At 59.9% G+C, this 16,194-nt stretch carries 15 protein-coding genes and 3 pseudogenes; 8 read left to right on the forward strand and 10 right to left on the reverse strand.

The window, feature by feature from the left end:
* Positions 1-2 precede the first annotated feature (2 nt).
* Positions 3-1,199 carry an ABC transporter substrate-binding protein gene (locus tag R4P64_RS31295; RefSeq protein WP_317824112.1) on the reverse strand — a complete coding sequence of 399 codons (1,197 nt, stop codon included), beginning with the start codon at positions 1,197-1,199 and terminating at the stop codon, positions 3-5.
* A 252-nt stretch (positions 1,200-1,451) separates the two neighbouring features.
* On the opposite strand from R4P64_RS31295, the pseudogene R4P64_RS31300 reads away from it, so the two are divergent.
* Positions 1,452-2,603 (forward strand): annotated as a pseudogene (locus R4P64_RS31300) (IS3 family transposase).
* A 700-nt stretch (positions 2,604-3,303) separates the two neighbouring features.
* Here R4P64_RS31300 and R4P64_RS31305 read toward each other — a convergent pair.
* On the reverse strand, positions 3,304-3,780 hold the full coding sequence (locus R4P64_RS31305) for a transposase (protein WP_411742743.1): 477 nt from the start codon (positions 3,778-3,780) through the stop codon (positions 3,304-3,306).
* A gap of 339 nt (positions 3,781-4,119) precedes the next feature.
* On the opposite strand from R4P64_RS31305, the gene R4P64_RS31310 reads away from it, so the two are divergent.
* Positions 4,120-5,100: an NAD-dependent epimerase/dehydratase family protein gene (locus tag R4P64_RS31310; protein ID WP_317824113.1), complete on the forward strand. Its 981-nt coding sequence runs from the start codon at positions 4,120-4,122 to the stop codon at positions 5,098-5,100.
* On the forward strand, positions 5,097-5,549 hold the full coding sequence (locus R4P64_RS31315) for a nuclear transport factor 2 family protein (protein ID WP_317824114.1): 453 nt from the start codon (positions 5,097-5,099) through the stop codon (positions 5,547-5,549). The genes R4P64_RS31310 and R4P64_RS31315 overlap by 4 nt, the downstream gene beginning before the upstream one ends.
* Positions 5,550-5,850: 301 nt before the next feature.
* On the opposite strand, the gene R4P64_RS31320 is transcribed toward R4P64_RS31315, so the two are convergent.
* The 5 genes and pseudogenes from R4P64_RS31320 to R4P64_RS31335 all read right to left on the reverse strand — a co-directional run bounded on the left by R4P64_RS31320 (position 5,851) and on the right by R4P64_RS31335 (position 8,849).
* A complete protein-coding gene (locus tag R4P64_RS31320; RefSeq protein ID WP_317824115.1) occupies positions 5,851-7,098 on the reverse strand; it encodes an IS256 family transposase in 1,248 nt (415 codons plus the stop codon).
* Between the two features lie 139 nt (positions 7,099-7,237).
* Positions 7,238-7,831, reverse strand: a complete 594-nt coding sequence (locus R4P64_RS31325) for a nuclear transport factor 2 family protein (RefSeq protein ID WP_317824116.1) — start codon at positions 7,829-7,831, stop codon at positions 7,238-7,240.
* A 120-nt stretch (positions 7,832-7,951) separates the two neighbouring features.
* Entirely contained in the window at positions 7,952-8,350 is a 399-nt protein-coding gene (locus tag R4P64_RS31330; protein WP_411742749.1) for an integrase catalytic domain-containing protein, read from the reverse strand.
* A gap of 36 nt (positions 8,351-8,386) precedes the next feature.
* Positions 8,387-8,473: pseudogene (locus R4P64_RS34160) on the reverse strand (IS3 family transposase); the annotation flags it as partial.
* A 205-nt stretch (positions 8,474-8,678) separates the two neighbouring features.
* Positions 8,679-8,849: a transposase gene (locus R4P64_RS31335; RefSeq protein ID WP_411742744.1), complete on the reverse strand. Its 171-nt coding sequence runs from the start codon at positions 8,847-8,849 to the stop codon at positions 8,679-8,681.
* Between the two features lie 33 nt (positions 8,850-8,882).
* Between R4P64_RS31335 and R4P64_RS31340 the strand changes: the two are divergent.
* Positions 8,883-9,098, forward strand: a pseudogene (locus R4P64_RS31340) (ATP-binding protein); the annotation flags it as partial.
* A gap of 375 nt (positions 9,099-9,473) precedes the next feature.
* Here R4P64_RS31340 and R4P64_RS31345 read toward each other — a convergent pair.
* A complete protein-coding gene (locus R4P64_RS31345; RefSeq protein WP_317824119.1) occupies positions 9,474-10,115 on the reverse strand; it encodes a TauD/TfdA dioxygenase family protein in 642 nt (213 codons plus the stop codon).
* Positions 10,116-10,225: 110 nt separating this feature from the next.
* On the opposite strand from R4P64_RS31345, the gene R4P64_RS31350 reads away from it, so the two are divergent.
* Together R4P64_RS31350 and R4P64_RS31355 are read left to right on the forward strand one after the other, a co-directional pair.
* Positions 10,226-10,768: a LysR family transcriptional regulator gene (locus tag R4P64_RS31350; RefSeq protein ID WP_317824120.1), complete on the forward strand. Its 543-nt coding sequence runs from the start codon at positions 10,226-10,228 to the stop codon at positions 10,766-10,768.
* Entirely contained in the window at positions 10,744-11,094 is a 351-nt protein-coding gene (locus R4P64_RS31355; protein ID WP_317824165.1) for a LysR substrate-binding domain-containing protein, read from the forward strand. The genes R4P64_RS31350 and R4P64_RS31355 overlap by 25 nt, the downstream gene beginning before the upstream one ends.
* A gap of 87 nt (positions 11,095-11,181) precedes the next feature.
* Here R4P64_RS31355 and R4P64_RS31360 read toward each other — a convergent pair whose 3' ends face one another.
* Positions 11,182-12,519 (reverse strand): CaiB/BaiF CoA-transferase family protein, encoded by a 1,338-nt coding sequence (locus R4P64_RS31360; RefSeq protein ID WP_317824121.1) that lies wholly within the window; start codon positions 12,517-12,519, stop codon positions 11,182-11,184.
* Positions 12,520-12,620: 101 nt separating this feature from the next.
* Between R4P64_RS31360 and R4P64_RS31365 the strand changes: the two genes are divergently transcribed.
* Both R4P64_RS31365 and R4P64_RS31370 read left to right on the forward strand, forming a co-directional pair.
* Positions 12,621-13,349 carry a hypothetical protein gene (locus tag R4P64_RS31365; protein WP_317824122.1) on the forward strand — a complete coding sequence of 243 codons (729 nt, stop codon included), beginning with the start codon at positions 12,621-12,623 and terminating at the stop codon, positions 13,347-13,349.
* A gap of 173 nt (positions 13,350-13,522) precedes the next feature.
* On the forward strand, positions 13,523-14,302 hold the full coding sequence (locus tag R4P64_RS31370; RefSeq protein WP_317824123.1) for an enoyl-CoA hydratase/isomerase family protein: 780 nt from the start codon (positions 13,523-13,525) through the stop codon (positions 14,300-14,302).
* A 207-nt stretch (positions 14,303-14,509) separates the two neighbouring features.
* Here R4P64_RS31370 and R4P64_RS31375 read toward each other — a convergent pair whose 3' ends face one another.
* Positions 14,510-16,051, reverse strand: a complete 1,542-nt coding sequence (locus R4P64_RS31375) for a class I adenylate-forming enzyme family protein (RefSeq protein WP_317824124.1) — start codon at positions 16,049-16,051, stop codon at positions 14,510-14,512.
* Positions 16,052-16,194 lie beyond the last annotated feature (143 nt).

Below are 16,194 nucleotides of genomic sequence, written 5' to 3' on the forward strand. Positions count from 1 at the left end.
TATCAGTCAACTGCCTTGAGCTGCCCATTTTCGATGGACACTATGAAGACGTTCTCAGGAAGCGCAAGAATGTTCGTCGTCGGGTCAGACTTGTACGCACCGCAGGCGCCGACAAAGTCGACCGCGTTGGTCAGATAGTTAATGAGCGCCTCGGAGTTGCCGGTGCCGACCTTCGCGAACGCCTCGGCCGCAATACCCACGGCGTCGTACGACATGGCGGCGAACGTCCCCTGCTTCAGGTCGCCGTACTCGGCCGCCCATGCCGTCAGGTATGGCTTGGATTCTTCGACAGTGTTGTGCTCCAGGGGGATGTCGGCGGCACAGACACCCGGGTAGTAGACATCACGAAGTTGATCCGCGGGGGTCAGATTGTTGGCCACCTGCTCCGGCCCTGCCGTTGACAAGATAATCGGGACGTCGACGCCGTTCTGGCGGGCGTTGCGAATCAGGATCGTGTCCACTGCAGGCGTGTTGTTCGTCACGATGACGTCCGCGCCCTTGAGGTTGAGGACCTGGGGGGTCATGTCGGTCACAGTCGGGGCGACCTTCTGATCACTCTGGATCTGCAGACCAGCTTCTGTGATCGCCTCCCGAACCTTCCCGATCACAACCTGTGAACCTTCGTCAGTGGTACTGGTCAGGGCGGGGTTCTCGGCCTTCAGCACTTCCTTGACGAACTCGGCGTCGGCTGCACCCAGCGCACTCGAAGGCGCCTGGAGCGCGAAATAGTTATCGGAGTCGAACACGTCCTTGCTGAGTTCGGCCGTGTTGGCCATATAGAGCAAAGGCAGACCGGCCCGCTCCAGCACCGGCCGGACAGCCTTTGCCGCGCTGGTCCAGGGCACACCGATCGCGATGTCCACGCCGTCCGCGATCGCCTTGTTGGTGGCATTGACCGCCGAGTTCGGGTCGGCTCCCATATCGTAGACGCTCAACTCCACGTTTCGACCGTCAATGCCCCCATCCGCGTTGATCTCGTTGATCCGCAACTCCGCAGCCTTCACGTACGTCGGCTGCGGCACGGGTCCCGTCAACGGAATGATCATGCCGATATTGATGGGGCCATCAGCGCCTGTGTCGTCTCCACTAGCGCTGCATGCCGAGAGCGAGAGCACACCGACTGTAGCCAGCGCGAGCGCGCCTCTGCCCCAAGCCGACGTGACGCGCGGACGGCGCCCCTCCTTCGTATCGATGAACAACTTTCTCTCCCTTGCATAGGTCCAGCCGAACTGCCGGTGACCAACACCACGCCGTGATCTCAGCCACAGTCAGCTGAGCGTAAAATATAAAGTATTCTCCGTCAAACGACTTCAGAACCTAGATGGCTGATTTCTTGATCACCCTTCAGTGGTTGAATCGCACCGGAGTTTCCGGAGATGATGATGTACCCCAAGTTTTCCGGAGTTCGTTTGTTTTACTTCAGGCATTGATGCACCCGAGAGAGGTCCACGATGCCCCGACGCTATCCACCTTCAGTTCCGCCGAAAAGTTCTCGACCTGTTGAAGTCAGGCCGCACGGTCGCCGAGGTCGCCTCAGGGCTCGATGTCACCGAGCAGAGCACTACAACTGGCTTGGGCCAGGAGCTCATCGATACAGGGCAGAAGCCGGGCCTGAGCTCGATCGAGAGCGCTGAACTCGCCGCTGTCCGTCGTCGAATCGGGGAATTGGAAACCGAACTTGCCATTGCCAAACGCTCCACCGAGTTGCTGAAGTCGGTGGCGGCCGCAAAGGCGGTTCGAAGCGATAAAAGTGATGGCCAAGGAAGGACTACCCGTCCAGACGGCGTGCCGAGTTCTGGAGGTATCGGAGTCCGGTTTCTACGAGTGACGGAAACCGGCCACCCTCAGAACGCTCACTGCGACATGCCTGGCTGACACAGCTGATCACCGAGGTTCACACCGCCTCGCATGGCACCTACGGTGCCCGCCGGGTCCACGCCGAACTCACCCTTGGTCACAGTATTGCCGTGGGGCACGGCTGTATCGAATTGTTAAGGAGAACTGCTGGTGTGAAAGGACTTCCAGGAAACAAGCGTGCGCGTTCCAAGCATCAGACCCCGAGCGCGAGCGATCTCGTGGACCGTAAGTTCACCCGCGACGAACCGAACAAACTGTGGGTCACGGATATTACGGAACATCCCACGCGTGAAGGCAAGGTTTACTGTGCCGTTGTCTTGGATGCGTTTTCGAGGCGGGTCGTCGGCTAGTCGATCGACAGCTCGCAGACAGCGACATTGGTGACGAACGCTCTGGGAATGGCCATTTCGAATCGGGTCCCGACACCCGGCACACTCATTCACTCGGACCACGGAGTGCAATTCACATCGTGGGCGTTCACCCGCCGGGCCCACGACTCAGGACTGGTCCCGCCGATGGGATCGATCGGTGATTGCTATGACAACGCCGTCATCGAATCTTTCTGGGGCCGAATGCAAATCGAACTCTTGAACCGGAAACGATGGAAAACGAGAATCGAACTGCCCAACGCCATGTTCGAATACCTCGAGATCTTCCACAACCGCCAACGCCGACACAGTGCCCTCGGAATGCTGACACCGATCGAGTTCGAGAACGTACACTTCACACGTCAACCCGTAGCCTGAAGTCAAATATCACGACTCCACGAAACTCGGGGTACATCAGGCAGCCTCGACGACACGGTAGCCGGTGTCGGTGGCGTCGCGCGCCAGCTGCGCACCGTAGCTTCCTGCTCCCTCGATCACCCATTGTGCGCCGGCAAAGCCGCCGGTGCGGCGCACGGCCCAGGAGATAGCGTGGGAACGGCCTGCCGAGGTATTGGGAATGTTGCGGTTCCGAGGTATTGGGAATGTTGCGGTTCCGAGGTATTGGGAATGTTGCGGTTCCGAGGTGTTGGGGAATGCTGCGGTTCCGAGGTGCTGGCCTTACGCCGTGAGGACTGCGTAGGTGCGAGTTTGGCGTGGGTGTCTACGCCGATGACGAATGGATGAGTTTGCGCGACAATGGTATTCACAGCTTCAGCTCCTTTCCTGAAATGGGCGATGACTCGGTCGCTGACGACCGGCGCCGGCCCGGAGAGGATCACTTCGGGGCATAACTGTGATGAGCGACGACCCGCAGGGTCGGGCATGCTTCTGATCAAGCCACTGAGGTGGGCTGGGTCGGCGCCGGCCACCTGCCGCAGCCGGACAATTCATAGGCGAGGCACCCGTGAGGAGCCATACTTGTCATGAGTCACGACTACGGCGGGGCGACCAACACCCACCCTGCAACAACCACCCTGCCAGCTAGTACCGGACCAGCCACTTCCAGACTCACAGTTCGTCAATCGAAGATCTGGTCGTTGGCATCTCTGGCAGCGGATTCCATCACGCGGTAGAGCTTCCTGGCGAGGGTTCGTTTGAGGCAGCGTCGAATATCGCGATGTGTCTTACCCTCCAAAGTTCGGCGGGCTTCGTAGGCGCGGCTTTGTGGATGACACCACAACCGGGTGATCGCGACGGTGTGCAGTGCCCGATTCAGAGCCCGGTCGCCGCCTCGGTTGAGTCGGTGCCGACTTCGCTGCCCGCTACTGGCCTCGAGTGGAGCGACACCGGCGAGTGAGGCGAACATTGCCTCGTTGCGGACCCGCCCAGGATGAGACCAGCTGAGCAACAGTCGAGCAGCCACGACAGGGCCGACGCCCGGTTGCGCAAGCAACGCCGGCCCAGCAGGATGCTGGCGCAGCAGCCGACCCAGCTCCGGATCGAGTTCGTCGAGTTGACCTGTGAGGAAACGGATCCGGGCGGTGATCGACTGCAACGTCAGTACAGTGACACGATGCTCGACGGTGGCCGTCGTCGTCGTCGTCGACGCTTCGATGCGGGAGAGTTGTTTGGTGAGCGAAAGTCCACACAGAGTGATCGATCATCGGGACGGGCAGGTCCGCGCCGAAACCGATTCAGCAAAGTCCCCACTCGAAAGGCTCTGGCGAAACAATACTAAGTATGTAGTATGCATACATCCAGCGGCCGGGCTGCACGAATATCAGTCACACTCGTCGCGATCCGTGACGCTCGTGACGACCGCACGAACTGACGCAGCGGAGCACCCCACGGCTAGCCATCGGCAGCCGGGCTTCCGACCCTCGAAGGGACACGAATGAGCACAGTACTTGTCACGGGTGGCACCGGACTTATCGGCGCCAACATCTGTCTCCAGTTACGTGAGATCGGCCACGACGTCCGCGCCCTCGTACGCCCTGGTAGCGACTACCAGCCACTCCTCGAACTGGGTGTTCAACCTCAGGTGGGCGACATCACGTCGCCGGAGGACGTGCTCCAAGCCGTCGACGGAGCCGAGTACATCATCCATTCTGCAGCTGTGTTGGGCGGTGCGTCACAGGATCCCGGCGAGCACGAACGCGTCAACACCGGCGGGATCGCAAATGTCTTGGATTCGGCCGAGAAGGTCGGCGTCAAACGAACTGTCGCCCTGGGCACAACTACCTACTTCGACTATGTAGACCAGCCGCTTACGGAGAAATCCACGCTCCTCCCCCAACCCCCTACTGATCCCTATTCGGTCAGCAAGCGAGCAGCCTTCGTCGAGCTGATGCGCCGCGCCGAAGAAGGACTCGATGCATGTGTCGTCATCCCGGGCGGCACCTTCGGCCCCTCGCCGGTGCCGGCCAGAGCTATGGTGCCCCCCAGCTACAACTTGCGCATCGCGCTCGCGCTGCGTGGAGAGCTTGATCAAGACATACATTTCCCCATCCCGTGGTCCTACGCCGAGGACGTCGCGACGTGCGCGATCGCTGCGCTCGAGCGCGGGGTCCGCGGCGAGAAGTACCTCGCTTTCGCATCCCCGGAAGACGTGACGAGCACAGCCGAGTTCCTCAACTGTGCGCTGGAGATCGCAGGCAGAAACCACCGTATCGTCGACATCACCGCCGCGGAGCTCGATCGTCGCCCGGAGCTCGAAGAACAGGTGGGCCTCACTCTGGCCTCGTTGGCGCGCCGCAAGTTCCCTGAGCCGTACTTCTCATCGGAACTGACACGGAAGCAGCTCAGCTATGATCCGCTTCGGCTCGACGAGGCGCTGCGCCGGACCGTCGACTGGATCCAGGAGGTTGCCCGATGAACGCCCCTTCCAACAATGCGATCCTGTGGGCTGAACGCTGTCTCCTGCGGACACCGGTCCTTTACACTCGTGGGATCGACCGACGCGATTGGGATCTCGTTCGCTCATGTTTCGCCGATGATGCCTACGTCGCCGGCTCGCGAGACACCGCCGCGTTCGCGGACTATTTCCCGACCCTCAGAACTGGCGTCGAGTACTTCCCGTCCACTATGCACTTCGTCGGAAATCAGATCGCCGAGGTGAACAATGATGCGAAGTCGGGTTGGGTCGAGACATATGCGGTCGCATATCACTGGAGAGGCGATTCACCCGGAGCAGAGCATCCGGAAAATCTTGTGATGGGTGTGCGTTATCAAGACGAAATCGCGGAGTTCTCCGGAAGGTGGCTGATCACTCGCCGCACAGTGAGCGCCGATTGGTACCGCGGGAGCTTTCCGGCACCGAACTGAGGAAGCCCGACATCCACATTTCATCATTGATGCCTATCAGGAGAAGGCCATGATGCGGTGGGAGACAACTGATGTTGAGATCAATCGCGGCATCGTGTGGGTGCCGCGGCGGCGCCCGAAGCGCTTTATCTGAATCCGTGGACGCAGCTCTGTGCATGGATGCGGTGGGCCGGCATCTACCGGATCCGCTGACCGTGACACAAGCCGGGGTGCGTCTTATGCATGGATATTGTCCCTTGGGGTGGTGGACTTCGGATCAGATTAAGCCTCTAGCGTTGTGATCAACGAGTCATGTTGGATATTAGGCGATTTGGTGTTGTTTGGTCAAAGATCCAGCGGTGGCTGCTGCGCGGGCTTTGTCGGCGATGACCTTTCTGAGTTCGTCCATGCTGACGTCAGAGACATAGCGGCGGGTGACCTGCCACTCGTCGTGTGCTTCGATGACCACTGCAGTCGCGAGCCGCAGGAATGCGGCCGGGTTGGGGAAGATTTCGACGACGTCGGCTCTGCGTTTGATCTCCTTGTTGAGTCGTTCGATCGGGTTGTTCGACCAGATCTTCTGCCAATGGGCTTTGGGGAACGCAGTGAACGCCAGGACGTCAGCTTTGGCTTCACGCATCATCTCGGAAACCTTCGGGAACGACGGTGCCAGGGTGTCGGTGACCTGATCCCACTGCTCGTGGATGGCGTCGGGTTCGGTGTGGGCGAAGATTGTTTTCACTGCGGCCATGACCGGTGGGATCTGCTTGGCAGCGACTTTGCCGTGTAGGTTGCGCATGAAATGAACTCGGCACCGTTGCCATGATGCGCCGGTGAATTGTTGTGTGAGAGCTGCTTTCAAGCCGGCATGGGCATCGGAAATGACCAGATGCACTCCTGCTAGGCCGCGCGCTTTGAGGCCGGTGAGGAACTCACGCCAAAACTCGAAGGACTCGCTGTCACCTACCGCGGTGCCGAGTACTTCGCGGGTGCCCTCGATTGATACCCCGGTCGCCACGACCATCGCATGCGAGACCACATGGGCACAGATACGGACTTTGCAGTAGGTCGCGTCAAGGAAGATGTAGGGAAAGGTGGTGTGGGTCAGGGTGCGTTCACGGAACCGGGCGATCTCACCATCGAGTTGCGCACAGATCCGCGAGACCTCCGATTTGGAGATCCCGGAGTCGACGCCAAGGGCGGCGACGAGGGCGTCAACGTTGCGGGTGGAGACGCCGTGGACGTAGGCCTCCATGATCACCGCATGCAACGCTTTGTCGATCCGCCTACGCCGCTCGAGCAGCGAGGGAAAGAACGATCCGGACCGCAGCTTCGGGATCTGCACCTCCACGTCGCCGGAGGTTGTGGAGACGGTTTTGGGTCGGTGGCCGTTGCGTTGGGTACTGCGCTCGCTCGGTCGCTGGTGACAAGCAGCACCGATCTTTTCGGTCGCTTCTGCCTCGATCAGGGCTTGTAATCCGGCGCGGATCAACTCGGCAAACACCGATACCGAATCGGCACTGGTGAGTGCATCGAGTTGGGCAAGCAAGGCAGAATGGTCTTGGGTCATCGCGTGGATCGCTTTCTCTGAGTCACTGTGAGAGGTACTCATTGATCACTACGCGATGACCCACCCAAAGCAGGTCATCGACACACGTTTTCGCTGGTTCTGGCCTTATCGAAACCCCACCACTTCAAGGGACTTACCCTTATGCATGTCTTTCTGCCAGCAACTTCCGCAGCTCGTGCGGGCGCTGGATTCCCGGCAGCTCCGGACGGTCGAGCCAGGACGGCCGAGGCTGCGCCTGGGTGCGCGCCCATCCTGGCCCGTCGGGCCAGTGCCGCCGAGTCATAGTCTGCACGGGGTCGGTGATACCGGCTCGCTCGCAAGCATCGAGGAACTGAGCGGTCGTGCGCCGTGCGCCCGTACGGTCCCAATAGTCGAATTCAGATTCCCAGAGACCATCACCGGCGTAACGGAGCACTGTCAGGCCCGGGAAATCGAAGTACGACGGACCATCGTCGTGCGGGTTGTCGCGGCGGTTCTGACACTGGAGGACTACCTTCTCATCCTCGATGATGTGCCAGTCGTAGACGGTGTAAATGGCCGGTACACCCTTCATGACCGCGTTGATCCAGAGGTCGACCTCGCCGCGACCCTGGAGCGGTCCCCAGAAGTAGTCCTCGTAGGTGACATCGGGGACGAACAGGTTAGCCCAGGAGGTCCAGTCCTCCTCGACATTGCCTATCGTCCACCAGGTTTCGAACGCATCCTGGACCTCTTCTCGGCTGAACCGGACCATTCCTGACTCCTCACTTGGGTCTCATGGTTACCGATGCCAGCATAGCTCGGATGAAGAATATTGTATATGTATATAATGGCGATCCTCGATAATCGGTCCGGTCGGTTCTAGAACCGGTCCCTACTTGCAGTCAATCAGTTGATCTCGCACGCCACCGACTGGTGCCGCGCAACCGGTTGTTGAAGGACTCGGTGAACCCGTTGTTCCACGGCATGCCCGGTGGAATGTAGGACACCCCACCGACCCAGCACAGAAGGCTCGCACGGCTTCTGAAATGAACTCGGGCCCATTGTCCATGCGCAGCACGTGCGGCGACCCACCCCACGTCGCGAACGCCTTGTCCGATCCCTCGATCAACCGGTCGGCGGTGATCGAGCGGTCCACGATGTTCGACAACGACATCCGGGTGTGTTCGTCGACCATCGACGCGATCGGCGCTGTCTTGCCGTCGACGGTCAAGTCGACCTGGAAGTCCAATGCCCACGCAACATTCGGAGCATCCGCGTCGACGATCGGCACCGAGGACTGGCCTGCACGTTTGCGGCGTGGGGCACGCCGGACTTGCAGTCCCTCTTCCTTCCACAGGCGGTACACCTTCTTCTCGTTCACCTCGACGCCCTGGTCGTAGCGCAGCCATGCCCACGCCCGACGGACCCGTGCCGCGGATGCTTGCGGGAATAGCTGCGCAGCTCTGCGCGCAGGTCAGCGTCCGGGTCGTCCGGTGTCTGCGCCAACGGCAGTCGTCGGTAGACGGATCAGGAGAGCCCAACGGCCTTGCACGCGAACCGCTCCGACATCTGCAGGGTGTCGGTGAGCATGATGATTGCGGCGCGTTTGACGGTCGGGCTCAGAATTTTCCCTTGCCGATCTCCCGCAGCGCGTCCTTCTCCAACTCGGCATCGGCGAGCAGCCGCTTGAGCCGGCTGTTCTGCTCCCGTAGCTCCTTGAGTTCCTTCGCTGCATCGGCGTCCATGCCGCCGTACTGGCGACGCCAGTTGTACAGCGTGGCCGCCGACACCTCGAGTGCGGCGGCGATCTCTTCGCCGTTCTAGCGGAGCTGCTTTTCCAGGTGCTCACCGACCGGGAAGAAAAGAATTCCGTCGCCATCGTGTCGAACGAGTCGTTTTCCGGTTGGACGAAGACGTTCACCGATCCGAGGCTTTGCGCGATTGGCGATCGGCTCACGTTCGGCGGCAACATCATCGAAACCGGCACGGACTCCTACCGGTCGCTCATAATCGAGCTCAGCAATCCGCCTGACCGATAGCCGTAACCGAGGTAGGTCCGAAATCTCATCGAGTTGGTCATGTTCCCGGCAACTGGACTGAGATTCGTACAGGACGATGGTGATCACGTTCGGCGCGCCTACCGGCTCCTCGTTCCTGGAGCTGTCATTGCACATCCACATTCCCTTCGATTGGTGCCACGGAGAAGCCCGATGCAGTACCGCCACTAGCAGTGCGCCAGGTCAATCGGGTCGCTTTTGCACGGAACAGATTTCGAGAAAAAATAACGAGAGGTGCACCGAAAAGTGTTGTGGTACAGATGGTTTCTGATTCCACTTCGCTAGTAGTGACGTTTGGTATTCCAACACCCATATTTACGTATCCGATATCCGATTTGTCGTCGCTAACCCGAATGATCAGATGGCAGGATCGAAAAACGGTCGGTCGCCGGCCACTTCAACCCTGCGGATGCTACGGGCATGAGGGAAACGGTCCCCAGCACTTCGTTTATTGGTCGATCTCTCATCCCAGATGGCCAAGTCGCCCGGCTGCCAACGCCACCGGCAGTGAAGTCGTGAATCCTCGATGTGGCGTGAGAGCAGCTCCAGAATCGCCCGGCTCTCATCGTCGTTCAGACCATCGATATGTCGCATGAATCGGCCGCCCAGGGAAAAGGACTCGTCGTCCAGTGCCCGGATGTGTTCGTCGCCACCCCGCTCCGGCACTACTTCTGTATGTAGGAGTGCGCACTTCGGTGGTTCGGCGACCCAGGTGACATCGGTATGCCAGTAGTCGGCCTCGGGAGGACTGTCCGGACCATCTGTGATCACCTGGCATGTAGGTTCCACCGACCCGCTGAGCCTGGATGTCGAAAAGATGTTGATCGCGCAGATCTTTGCGGCGAGATCCATATACTCTACGGCAGTCAGGTCCGCGCCGCGGAAGAAGACAACCTTATAGCGATATAGCACATCGACGATGTCGGACAACTGATTTGAATCCAGATCCAAGAGGTCGACCTCGGGGATCTCGGCCCCCAAAGCTCCTGATACAGGCACTACTCACATCTGATTTCTTTCCCTCAACAGTTGGTGTGTTCAGCTCTGTTGATACCAACTACTTTCGTCTAACAGATTTTGCAGTCCCTCTTCGTGCACGATATGAATAGATGGCGGAGTTACACCAGTTGCAGTGGGGGGTGGCGATCGCCGACCACGGCACTTTCACCCAGGCGGCCACAGCACTGCAGCTGAGCCAGCCCGCTCTGTCTCATGCCGTGGCCCGACCAGAGCGTGAGCTCGGTGCCAAATTGTTCGAACGGTCGGCAGCTCGAACCCGATTGACCGAAGCAGGCAAGGCATTTCTCGCACCGGCGCGTCGAACGCTGACCGAAGCGGATAGTGGCCGCGCTGCGGTTGACGCGGTAGTCGGCGTGTTGAGCGGCGAACTGCGTGTGGTGGGAGTGCGGACCGCAATCGTCGAGACGGCACGTCTGATCACAGAATTTCACCGTCACAATCCGGGTGTTCTGGGCTCCATCGACGAACCAACAGGTGACCAAAGCGTCATCGATGCTGTCCGCGCGGCACGATGCGATGTCGGCATCGTCCATACCCCAGTGGCCCCGCACGATCCGACACGTGCGGCAGCCGTGCACAGGAACTGGTCGCGGTCTTCCCGTCGAACCTGGCACCGACGACCGACACCCTAACGGTCGAATTCTTCAGTGGCCTACCCCACGTCGCTCCAGTGACAGGCAGCGACCAGCGGGCCGCCTACGATGCGTTCTTTCGAAGTGGTACGGGGAACGGAAAAGTCGTCGCTGAATGCTCGCACAGCGGTGTGGTCATCGAACTCGTGCGCGGTGGCATGGTCGTGGCGATCATGTCGGAGTTGGCAGCTTTCAAGACCGTCGGACTGGTCGTCCTCGCCATGCGACTGCATGTTCGCACCGAGCTCACCATGATCTGTCGGCCGAGAGCTTCGCCCGCTGCCGACGCCTTGTGCCAGATGCTGACGCACGACGCCAGGTCATAACGTGAACCTCGCGATCCTTGTTACCGGTACCTCTTACTGATCTCGATCGCAGTGCTCCAACAGCAAAGGTCGGTGCCACGGTGCCAGTCAGCCTCCGCCGAACACCGGTCCGATCACGCCTGTTTCACGCAGTCGGCCGAGCTCGGAACTGTCGAAACCAAACTCGTTCAACACGGAGTCAGTATGTTGCCCCAGACCAGGAATCGCGCCCATCGGGGGCTCGAAACCCGAGATGACCGCCGGTGGGAGTAGCGCCGGAATCGGCCCACCCGGGGTGTCAATCTCTCTCCAGCGTTCGCGGGCGGCAAGATGCGGATGTACCAGGACCTCGCTGGGAACGTTGTATCGGGCATTGCCGATACCAGCGCTGTCGGCGACGCTCTGGATGTGCGCCAAGTCAAAGCGCGCACACCATTCCGCGATCACTTCGTCGAGTTCGGCACGGTGGTCCACACGACTCGCGTTGGTACTGAAACGTGGATCGTCTGCCATGTCGTTGCGCTGCAGTATTTCACGTGCGAGCCTGAGCCACTCCCCGTCGTTGGTGGTTCCCAAGACCACGGTCTGACAGTCTCCCGTCCGATACGCCCCGTAGGGCGCCACTGCGGGCGAGCTCATGCCCAGCGGTTCTTGATCAATCCCTGAGTGTTGGGTGTAGTTCAGCTGATATCCCATTATCTCGGTCATGGTGTCGAACAAGCTGACTGCGATGGAAGGACCGACCGCCGGTCCCGCAGGTGTTCGGCCGCGTGCATACAGCGACGCCATGACAGACAGGGCGGCATATAGACCCGAACACAGATCGGCCACCGGCGGACCCGGCTTGGCCGGTGCGCCAGGGCGGCCGGTAACCGCACAGGCGCCCGACTCGGCTTGGACGAGCAAGTCATAGGCACGTTTATGAGACAACGGGCCACCGGCGCCATAACCATCAATTTCCGCCGATATCAGGTGTGGATGTCGTTCGGCGATGTCGACCGGTGAAATCCCAAGTCGCGCCGTCGCGCCGGGGGCCAGGTTGGATACGAGCACATCAGCACTACTGAGCAACTTGTGCAAGATCTCCATGCCCGATGGTGACTTCAGGTTCAGCGTCACCGACTCTTTACCTCGGTTCGCCCATACGAAGTGAGCCGCTTGACCTTTCACGACCTGGTCGTAGTTGCGGGCGAAATCACCACCGTTGGGATTTTCGACCTTGATTACCCGCGCGCCGAAGTCCGCGAGGGTGCGGGTGCACATCGGTGCAGAGACCGCTTGTTCCAGAGCGACGACCACGACATTGGCAAGCGGCCCCGCCCGGTGCACTGCACGGCCTGGGCCCTGCGCTTCGCCTTCAGCCTGCTCCTGCCTCGTGTGCCCGTTCGACATCACATCACCGTCCCTCTGTGTTTCAAGAACAGGCAAGACCACGGTGGTCGCCACTACCCGTCGCATGTCGGCCAGGAACCACAACAAGCGAACATGGGCATCATGTAATGTAATATATAGTATTTAATTGCAGCTTTATATGTGAAGGCGGACAATTGAACGACAAGGTCTACATCCATGAGTTCATCGACATCACAAAACAAAACCGTGCTAAGTACATGCATCACATCGCGGCAAACTGGAGTCCGATCGGACAAGAAGAGCGACACCAGCTCTGCTACGGCGTCTGGGGTGTGGTCGGGTCCACAGGCCGTTGGCCCCAGGTTGTCAATATGTGGGAAGAAGACGGATTCGCCGGCCTCGCCGATTCATTCCGTATCGAACTGAGCAATTCAAACCTACAAGATCCTTCGCTGGCGAAATGGTGGGCAGGTGCGGCCGACCTGCGATCCGGTGGCATCGACCGGATAATGGTCCCGCACCACGACACTTCGCCCATCGAGGAACTCTGCGCAGCAGGCGCCACCGGCGAGGTCTATGCACACGAATTCGTCCAGGTCCGCCCCGGCACGGCACGCTCGTTCCTCTCTGCAGCACTCAATGAAGCCCGCCGGGTTCCTCACAAGCATGGATGGCAACTCGTCGGCGCCTGGTGGACAGCAATGCACAACGAAGACGAGTGCTTGTTGCTGTGGACGATCCCCTCGTGGGAGTCCTGGGCGCAGGTGGAAAACGAGTACTGCACTGGGATCGATGCACTTCTACCCGATACCAGTTCCGACATTCTTCGGCGCGACCGTATCTTGCTGGTTGACGCTCCCCTCTCCCCGTTCCGTACCGGTCGTCAGCCCTCACGTGCTGACCGAACCGACTGGACAGACTGACGCGCCGCGCCTTTCGTCAAAGCTTCCCTTCGGCACCCCGTTCAGGCCGATATGAACTGTTCTGAACCGGTGAGCGTGCCAGTCCATTCTGTTTGCCGTGCGATCCTCGACGTGACGCCATCGACGTTGCCTTTCATTTCGCGACGACATGCCAGCCACCAAGGAGCCACTCCATGAGAACTACCCCACACGCATCTGTCGAAGACAGCAACGCGATTCTCACCGTCACACTCAATCGTCCGGAAAAGCTGAACGCAATCAGTCCGGCTATCACTGAGGTGCTGTCCGATGCCGTGCGCGCTTTACGTGATCGCGATGATCTCCGCGTCCTGGTGATTCAAGCCACTGGCACTTACTTCACCGCCGGTTACGACATCACGGAGATCGACGAAACTGACCGGTCTCCTTCGGAATACCGCAATCATTATCTCGGCCATCATCGTCTCTACGACGCGATGGAGGAAGTCGACAAGCCGATTATCCTCGCAGTACAGGGCAAGTGTCTCGGGGCGGGCGTCGAGATGTCCGGCTCATGCGACTTCCGGTTTGCCTCGGACACCGCAACTTTCCGGTTGCCCGAGATCAACCTCGCCGTCATCCCCGGTAGTGGCGGCACGAGCAGGATGACACGATTGATCGGTCAGCACTGGACAAAATGGCTGGCGATGGCAGGACAGCCGGTCGATGCACAACGTGCACTGATGATCGGACTGGTCCATGACGTATACCCACTCGCGGGGTTCCACCAGCGAGTGCGCGAGTTCGCAATCGGTCTGACCAAGCTTCCCCGCGAGGCGTTGGGTCTGTCGAAGATCGCAATCAACATGTGTGCAAACACCGATCCCGCCACTGCGCGTGACGTCGAGCGACTGGCCAACAACGTCCTGGTCTACGGACATGAGTACAAGCAGCGGGTTGCCGACTTCAAGAACAGCACGTCCACACGCACCTGACGGTCGGGCTTATTGTGCGGTCTCACGGGGTTTCCAGGTACGTTCACTACGCGAAACCGCTGTGGACTGGTGGGCCCGGAACCCGTACAAGCACGTAAACAGGGGACACGTCCTGCTTTTCGCGGACGTGTCCCCCACCTATCTGCCGCTGGTCCCGGCACCGTCGAAACGACCTACGCGGCCATCGTTCATCAACTCATCCGTTCATCAACTCATCGACGGTGTTCCGAAATTTCTGCGCAGTACATCTTTTGCCAATTTCCCTGTCGGCGTACGCGGGAGATCCTCAACGACCTCGAGACGTTCTGGTCGTTGCCGTTTCGGGAAGTCTCGCTCATCCAGGAAAGCAGTGACATCCTCCATGGCAAGCCCTGTTGCCGTTGCGCGTAGCGTCACCACGGCGCAGGCGACCTCCCCCCATTCAGGATGTGGTAAACCAACCACGGCCACGTCGGCCACATCAGGATGCTCGACGAGTTCATCCTCGATCGCTCGAGCGCTGATGTTCTCGCCCTTGCGAATGATGATGTCTTTCAATCGACCGTGGATCGTCAGATTGCCGTCAGCGTCCAGACTCGCAAGATCACCGGTGCGCAGGTAGCCGTCCTCATCGAACGCAGAATCGTTGAGCGCGGTATCCACGTAGCCCTGCATGACTTGAGGACCTTTCACACACAACTCCCCGATCTCGCCCAGCGGCAACGACGTGCCGTCCCTACCAGCGATCTTGGCGTCGATCTCGGGGCTTAACTTGCCCTCTGCGGCGGCGAGGACGAGGTCGTTGTCGCCGTTGCTGCTCATCGCCAGGATCGGTGCTTCGGTCATGCCATATCCGGAGAGCACGCCCACACCACCCATCTCGCGTTTCACGTCAGCATGCAACGTGGGTGGCTTGGGTGCAGCGCCGCTGGTCATGGCCCGAATCTGAGGGAATAGTCTTTCGCCAGGCGGTAACGCCCGCTGGGCCTGCAAATAGAGATGGATGAAAACGACGCCTGATCCCGCCAGCGTCACCCGCTCCCTCTGCTGCAGTTCGACCGTCCGCTCGATGTCGAACTCCGAATCGATGATCAATGTCAATCCGTAAAGCAGAGATGCTCCCAGCCACGTACCGCAGCCACCGATGTGGGCAACAGGAAAAGCCATGCCGACCCGATCTTCGGATGTGCACTGCACACTCTCACCCATCCACCAGGACGAGGCCAGAACGGAAGCGTCCGTGTGCCGAGCCCCCTTCGGCTTCGAGGTTGTACCCGAGGTGTAGAAGATCCATCGCGCCGAGCCGTCGGCGACGTCGAAGGCCGGCGCCGGCGCCGGCGACTCGGGCAGGTCCCCGTCGAGCGAAATCAGCTCGATGTCAGGCATTTTCGCCGCCACCTCGCGAATAGCACCACTGAGATCCTTACCGCTCCACTCCGATGTCGTGATCATGAGCTTTGTGCCTGTTTGCGAGACCACGAACTCCAGATCGCGCGCGTTGAAAGTCGGCATCACCGGGTTCTGGATCGCGCCGAGCCGCGCCAGCGCCACAGTCAACACCAGCGCCTCGACAGTGGTCGGCAGCTGCCACATGACCACAGTTCCCGAGCCGACGCCATGTTCTACGCTGAGCGCCGCGGCAACCCGCTCCGCCCGCGACCTGAACTCGCCGAAACTCACCCGCCGACCCCGCTCGTCGACGATCATTTCGGAGTCCGGACTTTGCGCAGCGCGCCATTCCATCAACAGCCACAAATGCTCGAACTTCATCCGACCTCCGTTGTTGTTCAAAGTCTCTCTAGTATAATGTATACTCTAGGCACGCGTTTGATATCCGAAGGGCAATCGAGCCGCCGAATTCGATGAGGTATCGCAGTGTCAGCCCGTACGCTGGCACGACCGCTCAGGCACGG

It is taken from the genome of Rhodococcus sp. IEGM 1366, from assembly GCF_033142425.1.
GTDB classification, from domain to species: Bacteria; Actinomycetota; Actinomycetes; order Mycobacteriales; family Mycobacteriaceae; genus Rhodococcus_F; species Rhodococcus_F globerula.